The organism is Streptomyces sp. NPDC044106 (genome assembly GCF_056433985.1).
Window position 1 is genome coordinate 252,133 of sequence record NZ_JBWKFZ010000005.1, and the last position, 13,019, is coordinate 265,151.

Here is a 13,019-nt window from a genome sequence, read left to right on the forward strand (position 1 = left end):
CAGGGTGCGGGCTCGCCCCGGCACCGGATGTACCGGGTGTACCGGGGCGAGTCCGGCGCCGCCGCGAGCACGCGTGCCGGGCGTCGCGGGGCGGACGGCACTTCCAAGGACACGGGGCCTAGGTCCCTTCAGGAGGAGGTGTGGCGGTCACCTCGGCCGTGAAGGGGAGGTGGGCGGGTCGGGCCGCCGCGACGACGGACCGCAGGCGGTGCGGGTCCACCGAAGCGGGGTCGCGTACGCGCAGGGCCACGTGCAGCCCGGGGCGCGGGGTGCCGGGGAAGGGGCCAAGTGGACGCGGGGACCAGGTCGCGCCGCCGCTCTCGGTGATCTCCGGGCGTACTCCGAAGGCGAGTTCGACGGCGGCGGACAGGCCGCGCCGGGTGCCGCGGACGCGGTGCAGGTCGACGGCGGAGGCCACGGCGTGGCGGCGCAGCGGCAGCGGCTCCGTGCCGTCGAGTTCCGTGCCGACCCAGTCCGTCAGCCAGCCGACGAAGTCCTCGGGTGCCAGGGCGGGCGTGAAGTACGCCTCCAGGCAGTCCAGGACGGTGAAGACGGGTGCGAGCACCACATCGAGGCCGGAGACGAAGCGCAGCACGAAGTCGTCGTCGGCGAAGACGGCGGGCAGCTGCTCCCCGATGGGATGGGCGGAGCCGAGGCCCGGCAGCGTTCCGCGGCGCGAGCGGGCCGTGGCGCCGTCCGACGGTGTGCTCGTCTTGCGCAGGTCGAGACCTCCGGTGGCCGCCGTCATCGTGCCTCGATGACGCGGACGCGGTGGTCGAAGGAGAAGAGGAGCGCGGACGGGGCGAGTTCGATGCGGTCGGTGGCGTCGCCGCGGCGGCCGGTGAGCGGGTCGGCGGGGTGCAGGAGCACCTCGTCGACCAGTTCCACGCCCGGGACCCGCTGGAGCGCGGCGAAGATCTCGCCGGCCCGCAACGGCCTGCCGAACGGCCAGCCCTCGCCGTGCGCCCCGCCGGTCAGCGGGTCGAGGTAGTCGTAGAGCGCGTCGAGGGCCTCGGCGCGCACCTGTTCGGCCTGTGCGGCACGGAAGGAGTGCAGCGTGGCGACGACGGTGACGCCCTGGTAGTAGGGCGGTCCGACCGAGAGGCGGGTGCCGAGGGGGCGGCGGTCGTCGAGGAAGTCGGTGACGCGGGAGAGGAGTTCCTCGCCCGGTACGAGTTGCTCGAAGCGGAGCCGTCCGCCGAGGTCCGCCACCGCCTGCGGGACGACGAGGACCCGTACCGCGTTCTCGCCGACCTCCGCGGACTCCGCGGCCAGGCAGTGGATGCGGGCCGTCTCGGGGGCGGCCCGCCGTGCCAGCTCCTCGTAGTCACGGGCGGTGACCGCCCGCTCCTGCGCGCGCAGCGCGATCGGCGCGCGGACCTTGGCCTCCTGCACGGTCTCGCCGTCCACGCCGCCGCGTGCCGCCTCGCGGTTCTCCACCCGGGCGACGTACGGAATGGAGCTGCGAAGGACCTGGATCGCGCCGCGGGCCACGTTGCCCGCGCGGCCGCCGCCGGTGCGGTAGCGGGTCGCGCGGATCGCCGCGCCCTTGGCGGGCACCGCGCCGAACTGCCGCAGGGAGCCGTCAGGTTCGCGTACCGCCGGGCCGAAGGCGATCTCGCCCGTCGCGGCGTCGAGGGTGACGTGGGGGTCGTACGGGCCGGACGCGGCGAAGTTGTCCACGACCTGCCACGTGTGCCAGCCGGAGGCCTCTCCGTCGGAAACCTCCAGGACCAGCGGCGGCCGGTCGGCGACGACCGGCGCCTGGGCGAGGCGGACGCGCTGGCCGGGCACCCCGGTGGAGTCGCCGAGCATCTCGTCGCTCACGACGTCCGCGTGGGCGACGACGGTCGTGCCGCCGATGGTGAACGCGGACGCGGACCGCACGGTCGGCGAGGCGCTGTAGAAGGGCTGGCCCTTGGCGGCCTCGGTCACCCGGCAGCGCACCCAGCCCGCCTCCTGCCGGCCCACGCGGGAGACGATGTGGCCGCCCGGAATGTGCAGGACGACCTCGCCGGGCCGGTTGAGGCCACCGGTGGAGTCCTCGTCCACCTCGCACTCGGTCCAGCCATCGGCGGTCCACGCCTCCCAGACCAGCGGCGGCTGGCGCGGGTCGACGCCCACGCCGTCGACCCGGCTGTCCAGCTCCAGCACGGCCGCGCAGTGCGGCACGGCGGCGCTCAGCCCGAAGAGCAGGGTGTCGCCGGGGCGGGGGGATTCGGCGAAGACCGTCACGTCACGGCCGCCGAAGACGTCCTGCCCGCAGTCCTGCGGCGTGCCGCCGTCCTCCTGGCGCAGTACGGCCGCCAGTTCGCAGGGCACCACGGTCAGATCCGCCTCCGTCGCGAAGGCCACGGCCTCCTCGGTCTCGGTGCGGCTGGTCGCCACCTCCGTTCCCGCGGGGAGGACGACCGGTTCGGTTTGGGGTGCGGAGAGCCAGAAGGTGACGTCGGCGCGGGCGGCGGAGGGCGGGAAGAGGGTGACGCCGAGCAGGTCGAGGAAGGCCAGGTGGTTCTTCTCGGGTACGCGGTTGAGGCGGTAGACGATCTGGTCGGCCATGTGCGCGACCGCCTCGACGAGGGTGACACCCGGGTCGGAGACGTTGTGATCGGTCCACTCCGGGCAGCGCTGCTGGATGTAGCGCTTGGCGTCGTCGACGAACTGCTGGAAGCGCCGGTCGTCGAGGTGCGGTGCGGGCAGGGCCATCGGACTTCAGACTCCGCTCTCTGATTCCGTGGACGGGATCACGTAGAAGGGGAAGACGAGACTGCGCGGGTTGTTGGTGCCGCGCACGCTGTAGCTCACGTCGATGAACAGGACGGACGGGTCGTCGGGGGCCGGGCTGACCTCGACGTCGAGGACCTCGATGCGCGGCTCCCAGCGGTCGAGCGAGGAGCGCACCTCGTACCGGATGCGGCCCGCCGTCGCCTCGTTGACCGGCGCGAACACCATGTCGTGCACGGCGCAGCCGAATTCGGGCCGCATCGGGCGCTCGCCCGGCGCGGTGGCGAGCACCAGGCGGATCGACTCCTCGATCTCGCGCTCGCGCCGGGCCAGCGCGATGCCGCCGCCCGCGTCGATACGCAGCGGGAACGTCCAGCCCGCGCCGACGAACTGTTCACTCATCTCCAGCGACCCCCTTGAGGCACATGTGACCCGGCTCCCCGCACTCCACTAGAACGGGATGCCGTTGCGCAGGACGGCCGGTGCGCTCAGCGCGACCGTGGCCGGCGAGCTGATGGCCGCCGCGGCGCCCGCGTTGACGGCCACCGCGCCGACCGCGGTGACGGAGATCGCGCCGACGGCGTTCACGGCCACCGCGCCCGCCGACTTGAGGCTGACGACACCGGCCGCGTTGATGTCGGCCATGCCGCCCGCGTTGACGCCGAACTTGGCACCGGCCTTGATGTCGACGGCCCCGCCGGCGCTCATCGTCAGCGAACCGCCCGCGTTCAGCGACAGATTGCCGCCCGCCCTGATGCTGACGTTGCGGGTCCCGGAGATCGACACTGAGCCGTCGCTGCGGATGGTGACGCTGGTCTTCGCCTCGTCCATGTGGACGGTGAGGCGGCCGTTGCCGGTCTGCAGCCGGATGCCGCTCTTCATCCGGGACTTGGCGTCCACCATCTCCATGATGTGGCCGCTGCGCGAGGAGACGGAGCGCCAGTTGACCCGGCCGCTGGTCCGGTCGATCGGCTGCAGCCCGTCCGTGTTGGGCGTCGGCTTGTCGATGCCGTTGTACAGCCCGGCGAGGACGTAGGGATGCTCCAGCGAGCCCCGGTCGAAGGCGACGAGCACCTCGTCGCCGACCTCGGGCAGCATCAGGCCGCCGCCCCGCACCCCGCCCAGCTGCGCGACACGGCACCAGTCGCTTTCGTACGTGTCCGAGAGCCAGGGGAAGCGCAGCTTGACGCGGTTCAGCTTGAGCGGGTCCTTGGCATTGCTGACCAGCGCGTTCGCGACGCCCGGCATCGGCGGCGCGGCGTCGGCGCCGCCCGAGGCGAGACCGTACAGCGAACGGAACTGCCGTCCCGAGACGGTCAGCCACGTCGTGAAAGGCCGCCCCGACTCGAAGAGGTGGCGGACCCCGGTCGCCGTGTACTTCCCCTCGAACGGGAACCCGGCGCCCTTCAGTGCCACGGGCTGCCCGGGACGCAGATCGGGGTTGCCGGTGACCGCGACCTCGACCTCCGCGAAGGAGCCCGCCACGTCGTCGGCCAGCGACTTCGCCGCGTGCGTCACCTGGGCCTGCGTGGTGTACGGCGTCTCGGTGGCCGTCAGCGTGGCCTTGCCGAACGGCTGCGAGAGCTGCGCGGGGGTGATGTCCGCGACGATGTCCTTGCTGCTGACGGCGGGGGACTGCGCGGTCAGCGGGCGCTTGGCCCGCATGTTCCAGCCGCGCACCCCGGCCGTGGAGACCTGCCCGGCGGCGGTCACCGCGACACGGCTGTGCTGGGCGTTGTGACCGAACTCCAGGACGTACGGGCTCTGCGCGGCCGGAGTGGTGTCGGACGGCGCGCCCGCGGCGGGGTCGAGCTTGGCGAAGCGCAGCTTCCCGTTCTCGTCGAAGGAGAGGTGGGTGTCGTTCTCCTGGGCGAGGCGGGAGAGGAAGTCCCAGTCGGTGATGTTGGGCTGGGTGGCCAGTTCGTAGACCGTCGGCGTGGAGTCGATCTTGCCGATCTTCAGGCTGTTCAGGCCGGCGATCCGGCGCACGATGTCGGCGGCGGTCATGTTCGGGTAGCCCTGCACGCGGCGGTTGCGCAGCAGCCGGTGCCCAGGGTCGTAGCCGCGCACGACGAGCGACTTGCCGCCCGCGTCGGCGTCCACCTCCATGGCGGTGACCTCACCGGTCAGCATGGGCTTGCCGCGCCGCCCGTCGGTGAAGGGCGAGAGCACCGCCTTGGCGCCCACCTTGATCTGCGGGAACTTCTCCAGGATGTCTCCGCCGGCGTCGGCGAAGGTCAGCTGGAAGGCGGACGGCACGTTCACGCTGGAGTCCACCCAGCCCTCGACGAGCAGTACCGCAAGCTTGTCGGGCAGCGGGGCACCGCCGATCTCGGCGTGCAGGACGCTGGTGTACGTCTTCTCGGTCATGCGGACTCCACGGGCGTGGCCATCGGGTGTGCCTCATCGGCGGCGGGCAGCAGCAGCTCGGTGCCGGGTCTCAGCCGCATCGGATCGTCGATGTCGTTGGCCTCGGCGATCAGCCGCCAGCGGGTGGCGTCCCCGTACTCCCGCCAGGCCAGCGACGCCAGCGAGTCACCGGCGACGGTGCGGTGCACACGGCGGGCGGAGAGCGCGCCGGAGGTCGGGTTCTGCCCCTTGGTGGGCATCGCCACCTCGGTCAGCGACAGCGAGCAGGTGGCGCGGATCGGCTCACCGGTGGGGTTGAAGAGGGTGTACGTGGCACTGACGCTGGTCACGTACGCCACGAACTGCACGGTGTTGAACGACCCCCACGAGAACCGCACCCAGGGCGGCGACGGCCGCTTGGAGGTGAGGCTCTGCGGTGTCACCTCGCAGCAGGAGAGCAGCATCTCCACCTGCTTCTGCACCTTGCCCGAATTCGGGGTGCCCGAGGAGTCGAGGAAGACCTCCAGCTGGAGGGTGGCGGGGGCGGAGCCGGTGAACTTGGGCGGGGCGCCGCGCGTGTAGGCGACGGCCCGCTGCGTACGCCACTCGGCCGAGCGACCCATCTGCAGCTGCGTCGGGTTGAACTGGAACTCCACCTCGCCGATCCGTCCGCCCATCGACCCGCCGAGATCGGTGGGCGGCTGGTGGATGGCGAGGGCGGCACGCACCAGGCTCGCGCCGGCCCGGCCGCCGGTGGGCGCGGCCATCTCAGGCACCTCCCGCGTCGGTGAATCCGTGGTGCGCGATCTCCAGCGTCTCCGTCGCCACGGCCGGGCTGTCCGGGCTCAGGCTCGGCCCCTGCCAGCGCACCGGCAGCACCTCGACGAGCCCCCACTGCGCGACGATCGAACCGTCCGCGCGCAGGGCCGCGATCTGTGCGGTGGGCCGCGAGATCCCGGTCGCGATGGACGAGATCCAGGAGGCGACGCGGGAGGTGTCCGCGGTCAGCGGCCGGGTGAGCCGGATGGTGGAGAACGTCACGCGGGTGGGCAGCTGCCAGACGAACCCGTTGTTGCCGCCCTCCTGCCGCTGCTCCACCTCCACCTCGGAGGACAGCCCGTCGCAGCCGTTGAACAGCCCGAGGTCCTGGCCGTCGATGGTGAGCTTGAAGAAGACGGTGGAGCCTGGGTCCTGGGGCGAGGGCATGGGATTTCTTCCTGGATTCTCAGCGGAGGCGGTTCTGGGCGGGGGTGCGTGCTGGCGGAGCGTCAGCGGCCGTGGTCGCGGAGCCGCCCGATCCGCTCACGGTCGCTGCGGAGCTCCGCGCGCAGCAGTCGCGAGAGGGGAGCGAGGAGGCGCCGGGCGAGGTCGTCGAGATCGGCGGGGGTGGATTCGGCGGCAGGGGCGGCGGCGGACTCGGCGGCGGGCGCGGGCTGCGTGGACTGCGCGGGCGCGGTGCCGCTCGCGGCGGCGCCGGTTCCGGTGCGGGCGACGGTGGTGGGCTGGTGGGGCGCGGGGGTGGCCGCCGTGCGCTGGACGGGGGCGGCGGGCGCGGCGGGGAGAGCTGTCGGGCGTACGGGGGCCTGCGCGGGGGCCGGGGCCTGCGCCTGCGGGGCGTGGGGCGAACGGCGTACGGCGGGCGGGGCGGGGGCGTGCGTGCGCCGGGGAGCCGGGGCGGCGGGCTTCCCGAGCGGGACGACGACCGGGGCGACGGGTGCGGGGGACGGGGCGGCGTGCCCGCTCCTGCCCCGCGGTCCGAGCCCGGCGCCGCCGGACGACCGCTGGAGGGGAACGGGGCCGGGGACGGTTCCGGGGGCGGGCGCGGCGGCCGGGGCGGCGGCTCCCGAACGTCGCCCCTGGGCCGGTCCCTGGGCCGCGGGGGCGGGAGAGGGGGGCGTCGGTGCGGTACCAGTCGCCGGGGTCTGGACGGACAGGCCTCGGGACGGGGCGAGGGGGCGGGGGCGGTTGGTGCCGGGGTCCGCGGGGCGGTAACTGCCGGGTGCGATGCGGCGGTTGACCGGGACTACGGGGAGGGGTCGGGGGTGAGGCGCGGGGGCGGGGGTGGGTGCGACGGGGGGTGTGGGCGCGAGGGCAGGTGCCGGGGTGGGGCCTGTGGCCGGGGCGGGGGCGTTGCTGTTCGCGGCCTGCGGCGTGTGCTGCATCTGCTGCGCCTGCTGCGGGTTCTGGGCTTGCTGAGTCTGTTGCGCCTGCTGGGTCTTCTGCGCCTGCTGTGCCTGCTGTGTCTGCTGTGCCTTCTGGACGGGAGTGATCGGCGCGCCGATCGGGGTCCGGCGCGGACGGTCCTGCGGCGCCGGTACGGAGGACGCGGAGGGCACGGCAGAGGGCTGGCTCAAGGGCTGGCCAAGGCCCGGGCGCGGGGCGCCGCCGCCGTCCTGGGCGCGCCGGACCCGGCGTACGTGAGGCCGTCGCTGTACGGGCTGAACGGGGGAATTCGCCCGCACAGCGACGGGGTCGGGGGCCGCGGAGGCGGCGTGCGTCCCCGGGCCGGCGGGGGGCACCGGCCCGGGGACATCGGTGGGCCGGGCGCGGGTGGCGGCGTCCGGCGCGGCAGCGGTCGAGGTCGTGGGGGTGGCGGGGGTGTGCGGGGCGGCGCTGATCGAAGGGGTGCCGGTGGAGGCGGAGCCGTTCGGAGCAGCGCTGTTCGGAGCAGCAGTGTTCGGGGCGGGGGCGGATGGTGCGGTGGCGTTCGGTGCGGTCGCGGACGGTGTCGTACGCGTGGTTCCGACGGGGTACAACTGCCGCTGCGGCACCACGGCGGGCGCCGCGGCCACGAGCGGAGAGCGCCCTGTCCGCGAACGCTGCACCACGGGCACGGTGCGGGTCGGCGCCGAGGGGGTCGTCCCCGGAGCTTGGTGCCGGGTTCCGGTCTCGGTGGGGGAGGCCGTCGGGCCGGGTGCGGGGACGGTGCGGGCGCCGGTGAGCGGCGCGGTTCGGGCGGTGCTCGGCTCGGGGGAGCCGGTGGGGGGTGCGCTGGTGCGCTGCGCGGCGGTGCGCGGTGCGGTGGGGGTCGGGGCTGGGCCGCTCGTGCGGGGAGCGGTCTCGGCGTCGTGCGGCGCTCGTTCGGTGGGTGCGGTGGTGTGGGGTACGTCCGCTTCGGGGGTGGGGGTGGGGGTGGGGGTGGGGATCGGGGACGTACGCGTACGAGTGTGCGTCGGCTGTTCGCCGGACCGGACCCGGCGCTGGACCGCTTCGCCCACCTCGGTGATGGGGGTGCCGGTCGGCTGACCCTCGGTGCTCACGAGGGGGGTTGCCGCGCTGCTCAAGGGCTTGGTGGGGGGCGTGTCCGTACGGCGGTCGCGAGTCGCTGTGTCGCCGGCTGCGTCACCCGTGGGCCGGGAGGAGGCCGAGTTGCCCTTCTCCGAGGCGGGCTCCGCCGAAGCCCGGGGCGCGCCCTTGCGTGTTCCGCCGTCTCGCGTGGGCCGTGCGGCCGCTCGCTGGACGGGCGCGGAGGCCGCCGGGGCGGCAGGGTTCGCGGCGGACCGAGACGCGGAGGCGGAAGGGGCGGAAGGGGCGGAAGAGGTCGGGGAAGCGGGGGTGGACGGGGCAGCTGACGCCGACCTGGACGCCGGGGCGGACGGAGCAGTGGATGCGGCCCGAGACGCTGGGCTCGAGGGAGCCGGGGAAGCGGAGGTGGACGGCGTAGCAGACGTGGTCCGAGACGCTGAAGCGGAAGAGGTCGGAACAGCCGGGGCGGACGGATCAGCGGATGCAGCCCGGGACGCCGGGGCCGAGGGAGCCGGGGAGGCCGGGGAGGCCGAGGCGGACGGGCCAGTTGAAGCGGGCCGGGACGCCGAGGCGGGCAGAGCCGGAGAAGCGGGGGCGGACGGAGTCCGGGACGCCGAGGCCGAAGGGGCTGGAGGAGCCGAGGGACCCGGAGGAACCGGGTGAGTCGGAGAAGTCGAGCCGGCCGGAGCAGCGGACACGGCCCGCGATACCGCCCGGGACACCGAAGGAGCGGAGGAAGCGGGGGCGGCCGAGGCGGATGGTCCGGGGGACGCGGCAGCAGACGCCGACCGGGACGCCGAAGCGGACGGAGCCGGGGCAGCCGACGCAGCCGAGGCGGACGGGGCAGCCGACGCAGCCCGAGGCTTCGCTGAGGCAGAAGAAGCCGACGCAGTCGACGCAGCCGAGGGAGCCTGCGGAGCCGAGGAGGCCGTACCAGCAGAGGGGGTAGCCGACGCAGCCCGGGAGGCCGAACCAGCCGATGAGGATGTACCAGCAGCCGGGGCAACCGACGCAGCCCGGGAGGCCGAACCAGCCGACGCAGCACCCGCACCCGACCCCCCACGCGCAGCGCCCGAACCCGCAGCATCCGCAGCCGACCCCGCACCAGCCGTCGGCGTCGCCCGGAAAGCCGGGCGCGAAGGGGCGGACGAGGCAGAAGGGACGGGCGAGGTCGAAGAGGCGAAAGGAGAGAAGCCGGACCCAGCCCCAACTCCGGACCCAGGCCCCTCCGGTTCCGCCGCCTCCGGCCGCCCCCGCACCGGCAGCCGCAGCACCGGCAGGTCCAGGTCGCCCGGCCTGCCCGCGACGGGTGTCAGGACGTCGCGGAGCAGGCCGCCCGGCGCGGAAGCCCGCACCGCGTGGCCCAGTTCGCCGCCGAACGACGGGTTCTGGTGCGTGGCGAGCCGTGCGCCGAAGCCGTACTCCGCGACCGTCCGGGGCGCCGCGAGGACACGCTGGACCGGCGGCATGGCGGCCCACCCGCCATCACCCCGGGCGCCCGTAGCGCCACCGGAGCCATCGACACCACCGGAGCCACGGTCACCCGCGTCCTCACCGGCAAGAGCCCCGGCCCCGGCATCCGCCGAAGCCAACGCACCCGCGCCCGAAGCCACCGCGTCCGCGCCCGAAGCCGCCGTACCCGGCACCCCCGCGTCGTCCCGCGAGCCCCGCCGCCACCTGAACAAGCCCATCACTTACCTCGACTCACCGACCGACTGCGCACCTCACCGACCTGTCACTGCCTCGCTTCCGCCTGCTCCACCAACGTGGCGGTCCGTGCCACGTACGCGCGCCGGTCCGCGTGTTCGAGGTCGAGGATGTCGTCCATGCCCCAGTGGAAGTGGTAGGCGAGATACGCGACTTCCTCCTCGATGCGGTCGGCCGCGTACGTCACGATTCCCCCAGGCGGCTCCCGGCCAGCTCCACCTCGAAGGACTCCGAGCAGTGCGGGCAGGCCACGGCCGCGCGGGTGTGGCCCTCCGCGTTGATCTGCCGGTAGAAGTCCTGCAGGAAGGCCAGGTCGGAGGCGAACATGTTCTCCACCGTGCCGTCGTGGACGGAGCCGAGCGTGCCGAGCCGGGTGATGACCCGGCCCAGCAGCACCACGGACAGGTAGGCGGGGTTCTCACGCACGCGGACGTCCCGCAGCGGCACCAGTTCGTCGCGTGCCGTCGCGAGCCGCATGGCGCCGTTGCGGTGCACGGTGCCGGACTCGTCCACGAAACCGCGCGGCAACTCGAACTCGAATTCCGTACGCAGTGGTTCGCGGACACCCGTCACCGCGCCAGGCACCGTTCCCGCCCCCGCAGCCGCCCCCGCCGGGCCTTCGCGCCGCATTATTCGATGACCAGCTCTTCGAAGACGATGGTGACCTGCTCGGTCAGCGCGGCGGCGTCGCCGGCCTTGACCCCGCTGGTCTCCACCTTGCTGCACCAGGCGTTGCGCAGGTTGTACCGCTTCACCGGGCTGTTCTGGTAGTCCATCATCATGATCGTGGCGTTCTTGCGCGCCGAGCCCATGTCGCCCGCGATGGACTTGTTGATCCACTCGCTGAAGACGGGGCTCTGCGTCATGCCGCGGGTGACCGTGCACTCGCCGGCCTTCTTCACGCCGGGCATCTTCTTCACGACGGGCTTTCCGTCCGCCGAGACCTGCTGGTACTCGATGACGTCCTGCTCCATGGAGAGGCCGCTGACCTCCTGCAGGTACTCGACCATGACACCGTCGATCTGCAGGCCGAAATTGTGGGTAGTGAGGGCGTCACCGGGCTGAAGGGACAAGGGGGTTCACTCCTGTAGCGTTCTTGCGAATGTGGGTGGCTGAAGGCGGTTCGTACGACGGGAGGGCGGCTGTCTACTCCTCCAGCTCGCCGCCCCCGCCGGAGAACTGCGCGAGCCGGAACACCACGAACTCGGCGGGCTTGACCGGCGCGATGCCGATCTCGCAGACGACCCGGCCGAGGTCGACCGACTCCGGCGGGTTCGTCTCCGCGTCACACTTCACGTAGAAGGCGTCCTCGGGGCGCTGGCCGAACAGGGCGCCCGAGCGCCACTCGTTGACCAGGAACGCCGAGACGTTGCGGCGGATCCGCGCCCACAGGGCGTGGTCGTTCGGCTCGAAGACGACCCACTGGGTGCCGATGAGGATCGACTCTTCGAGGTAGTTGAAGTAGCGGCGGACGTTCAGGTAGCGCCACGCCGGGTCGGACGCCATGGTCCGTGCGCCCCACACGCGGATGCCGCGGCCGGGGAAGGCGCGGATGCAGTTCACGCCGACCGGGTTGAGCAGGTCCTGCTCACCGCGGGTGATCTGCAGCTCCAGGTCCACGGCGCCGCGCACGATCTCGTTGGCGGGAGCCTTGTGGACACCGCGCTCGGCGTCGTTGCGCGCCCAGACGCCGGCCATGTGGCCGGACGGCGGCACGATCACCGACTGGCCGGAGGCCGGGTCGAAGGACTTGATCCACGGGTAGTACAGCGCCGCGTAGCGCGAGTCATAGCCCGCGCCCTCCTGCCGCCACTGGCGGATCTGGCGGGCGTTCAGCGACGGCGGCGGGTCGATGATGGCCATCCGGTCGCCCATCAGCTCGCAGTGCGAGATGAGGCCCAGCTGGACCGCCTTGACCTGCTCCATGTCGATCAGGCCCTGCTGGTAGGCGGCCATCAGGTCGGGCACCGCGACCATGTTGACCTCGTCGAGGGCCTCCAGGCCGCCGAAGCCGGTGCGGTCCGCGGAGTCGCCGATGAACTGGGCGCTCTCCACGCGGGACACGGCGCCGTTCGAGGCGGGCACGGCCGGGGTGGCGGGCGCCGGGGGCGCCAGCGTGACGGTCTGCGCGTCGGGCTTGGCGAGCTGCCCGCCCGCCGCGGCCTCCTCGAGGACGATGGTCTTGGAGCGCTGCCTGACCTGGGTGACCACGTAGTTGCGCGCGGTCTTCTTCGTGCTGACGTCGAAGCTCTCGACGACCTTGTCGCCGTCCTTGACGATCAGCTTGAAGCGGTCGGCGGCGCCCTCGCCCTCGCCGTCCTGCACCTCGACGGTCAGCGCGCCGCCGTCCGAGCTGCCCGCGGTGATCGCGGACACCGTGAAGCTGCCGAGCGCGACGGGCTCGCCCGCGGTCAGCTCCCTGGGAGCCTGCGCCTGCGCCTGGGCGGCGGGGGCCTGCCGCTGCGGCTCGTCGGTGTCGGTGCCGCCGACGCGCACGATGTACGCGGCGGAGCCGCCGTTGTTGAAGAAGCCGTACACGGAGTGCGCCAGGTAGTACCCGTCCGTGAACTCGCCGAACGCGGCCACGTACTGCGACCAGTTGGTCACCAGCGTCGGCTCGTTGAGCGGTCCCCGCGGCGCGAGACCGACGAAGGCCGCCACGGAGGTGCCGACCCCTTCGATGGGGCGCGAACCGCTGGCGACTTCCTCGATGTAGACGCCGGGGGACAGGTAGTTGGGCATGCTGCTGTGCTCCAAGGTTCGAGGGCGAGCGGGACCGGCGCACAGCCGGCACGGATTCGTACCGTGTCGACGATGTCCCACGCGCGCCTCGGTGCGTAGAGACGGACGGACGTCAACGAGGGCAGATGACGGTGCCCGTTCAGCCGTCCGGGGAAACCTTCCGGCCGGAACGTGTGGTGCGGGGCGGGGCCGGACGGCGCTCGGCCGCCGCGGGTTGCCCGTCCGGTCACGAGGATCGGGCGCGGTCCAGG

General features: G+C 73.3%; 11 protein-coding genes. All 11 read right to left on the reverse strand.

The features are described from left to right. Window positions 1-118: 118 nt before the first annotated feature. Window positions 119-748 (reverse strand): phage tail protein, encoded by a 630-nt coding sequence (locus AC07DI_RS10765; RefSeq protein ID WP_384261101.1) that lies wholly within the window; start codon window positions 746-748, stop codon window positions 119-121. Beyond that, window positions 745-2,706, reverse strand: coding sequence for a putative baseplate assembly protein (locus tag AC07DI_RS10770; protein ID WP_478903710.1), 1,962 nt, complete (start codon window positions 2,704-2,706; stop codon window positions 745-747). Before AC07DI_RS10770 ends, AC07DI_RS10765 begins: the two co-directional genes overlap by 4 nt. A 6-nt stretch (window positions 2,707-2,712) precedes the next feature. Beyond that, complete coding sequence (locus AC07DI_RS10775) at window positions 2,713-3,126, reverse strand: GPW/gp25 family protein (RefSeq protein ID WP_361733957.1); 414 nt, start codon at window positions 3,124-3,126, stop codon at window positions 2,713-2,715. Window positions 3,127-3,174: 48 nt separating this feature from the next. After that, a complete protein-coding gene (locus AC07DI_RS10780; RefSeq protein ID WP_478903712.1) occupies window positions 3,175-5,094 on the reverse strand; it encodes a VgrG-related protein in 1,920 nt (639 codons plus the stop codon). Continuing rightward, window positions 5,091-5,840: a CIS tube protein gene (locus AC07DI_RS10785; RefSeq protein WP_384261093.1), complete on the reverse strand. Its 750-nt coding sequence runs from the start codon at window positions 5,838-5,840 to the stop codon at window positions 5,091-5,093. The genes AC07DI_RS10780 and AC07DI_RS10785 overlap by 4 nt, the downstream gene beginning before the upstream one ends. A 1-nt stretch (window position 5,841) precedes the next feature. Further along, window positions 5,842-6,279: a phage tail protein gene (locus AC07DI_RS10790; RefSeq protein ID WP_384261091.1), complete on the reverse strand. Its 438-nt coding sequence runs from the start codon at window positions 6,277-6,279 to the stop codon at window positions 5,842-5,844. Window positions 6,280-6,341: 62 nt separating this feature from the next. Further along, window positions 6,342-8,333 (reverse strand): hypothetical protein, encoded by a 1,992-nt coding sequence (locus AC07DI_RS10795; protein ID WP_478903715.1) that lies wholly within the window; start codon window positions 8,331-8,333, stop codon window positions 6,342-6,344. A 1,721-nt stretch (window positions 8,334-10,054) separates the two neighbouring features. Beyond that, window positions 10,055-10,213, reverse strand: coding sequence for a DUF6760 family protein (locus AC07DI_RS10800; protein ID WP_362342012.1), 159 nt, complete (start codon window positions 10,211-10,213; stop codon window positions 10,055-10,057). Next, on the reverse strand, window positions 10,210-10,656 hold the full coding sequence (locus AC07DI_RS10805; protein ID WP_150186699.1) for a hypothetical protein: 447 nt from the start codon (window positions 10,654-10,656) through the stop codon (window positions 10,210-10,212). Before AC07DI_RS10805 ends, AC07DI_RS10800 begins: the two co-directional genes overlap by 4 nt. After that, window positions 10,656-11,099 (reverse strand): phage tail protein, encoded by a 444-nt coding sequence (locus tag AC07DI_RS10810; RefSeq protein WP_205040150.1) that lies wholly within the window; start codon window positions 11,097-11,099, stop codon window positions 10,656-10,658. Before AC07DI_RS10810 ends, AC07DI_RS10805 begins: the two co-directional genes overlap by 1 nt. Window positions 11,100-11,172: 73 nt before the next feature. After that, window positions 11,173-12,768: a phage tail sheath subtilisin-like domain-containing protein gene (locus AC07DI_RS10815; RefSeq protein WP_478903718.1), complete on the reverse strand. Its 1,596-nt coding sequence runs from the start codon at window positions 12,766-12,768 to the stop codon at window positions 11,173-11,175. Window positions 12,769-13,019 lie beyond the last annotated feature (251 nt).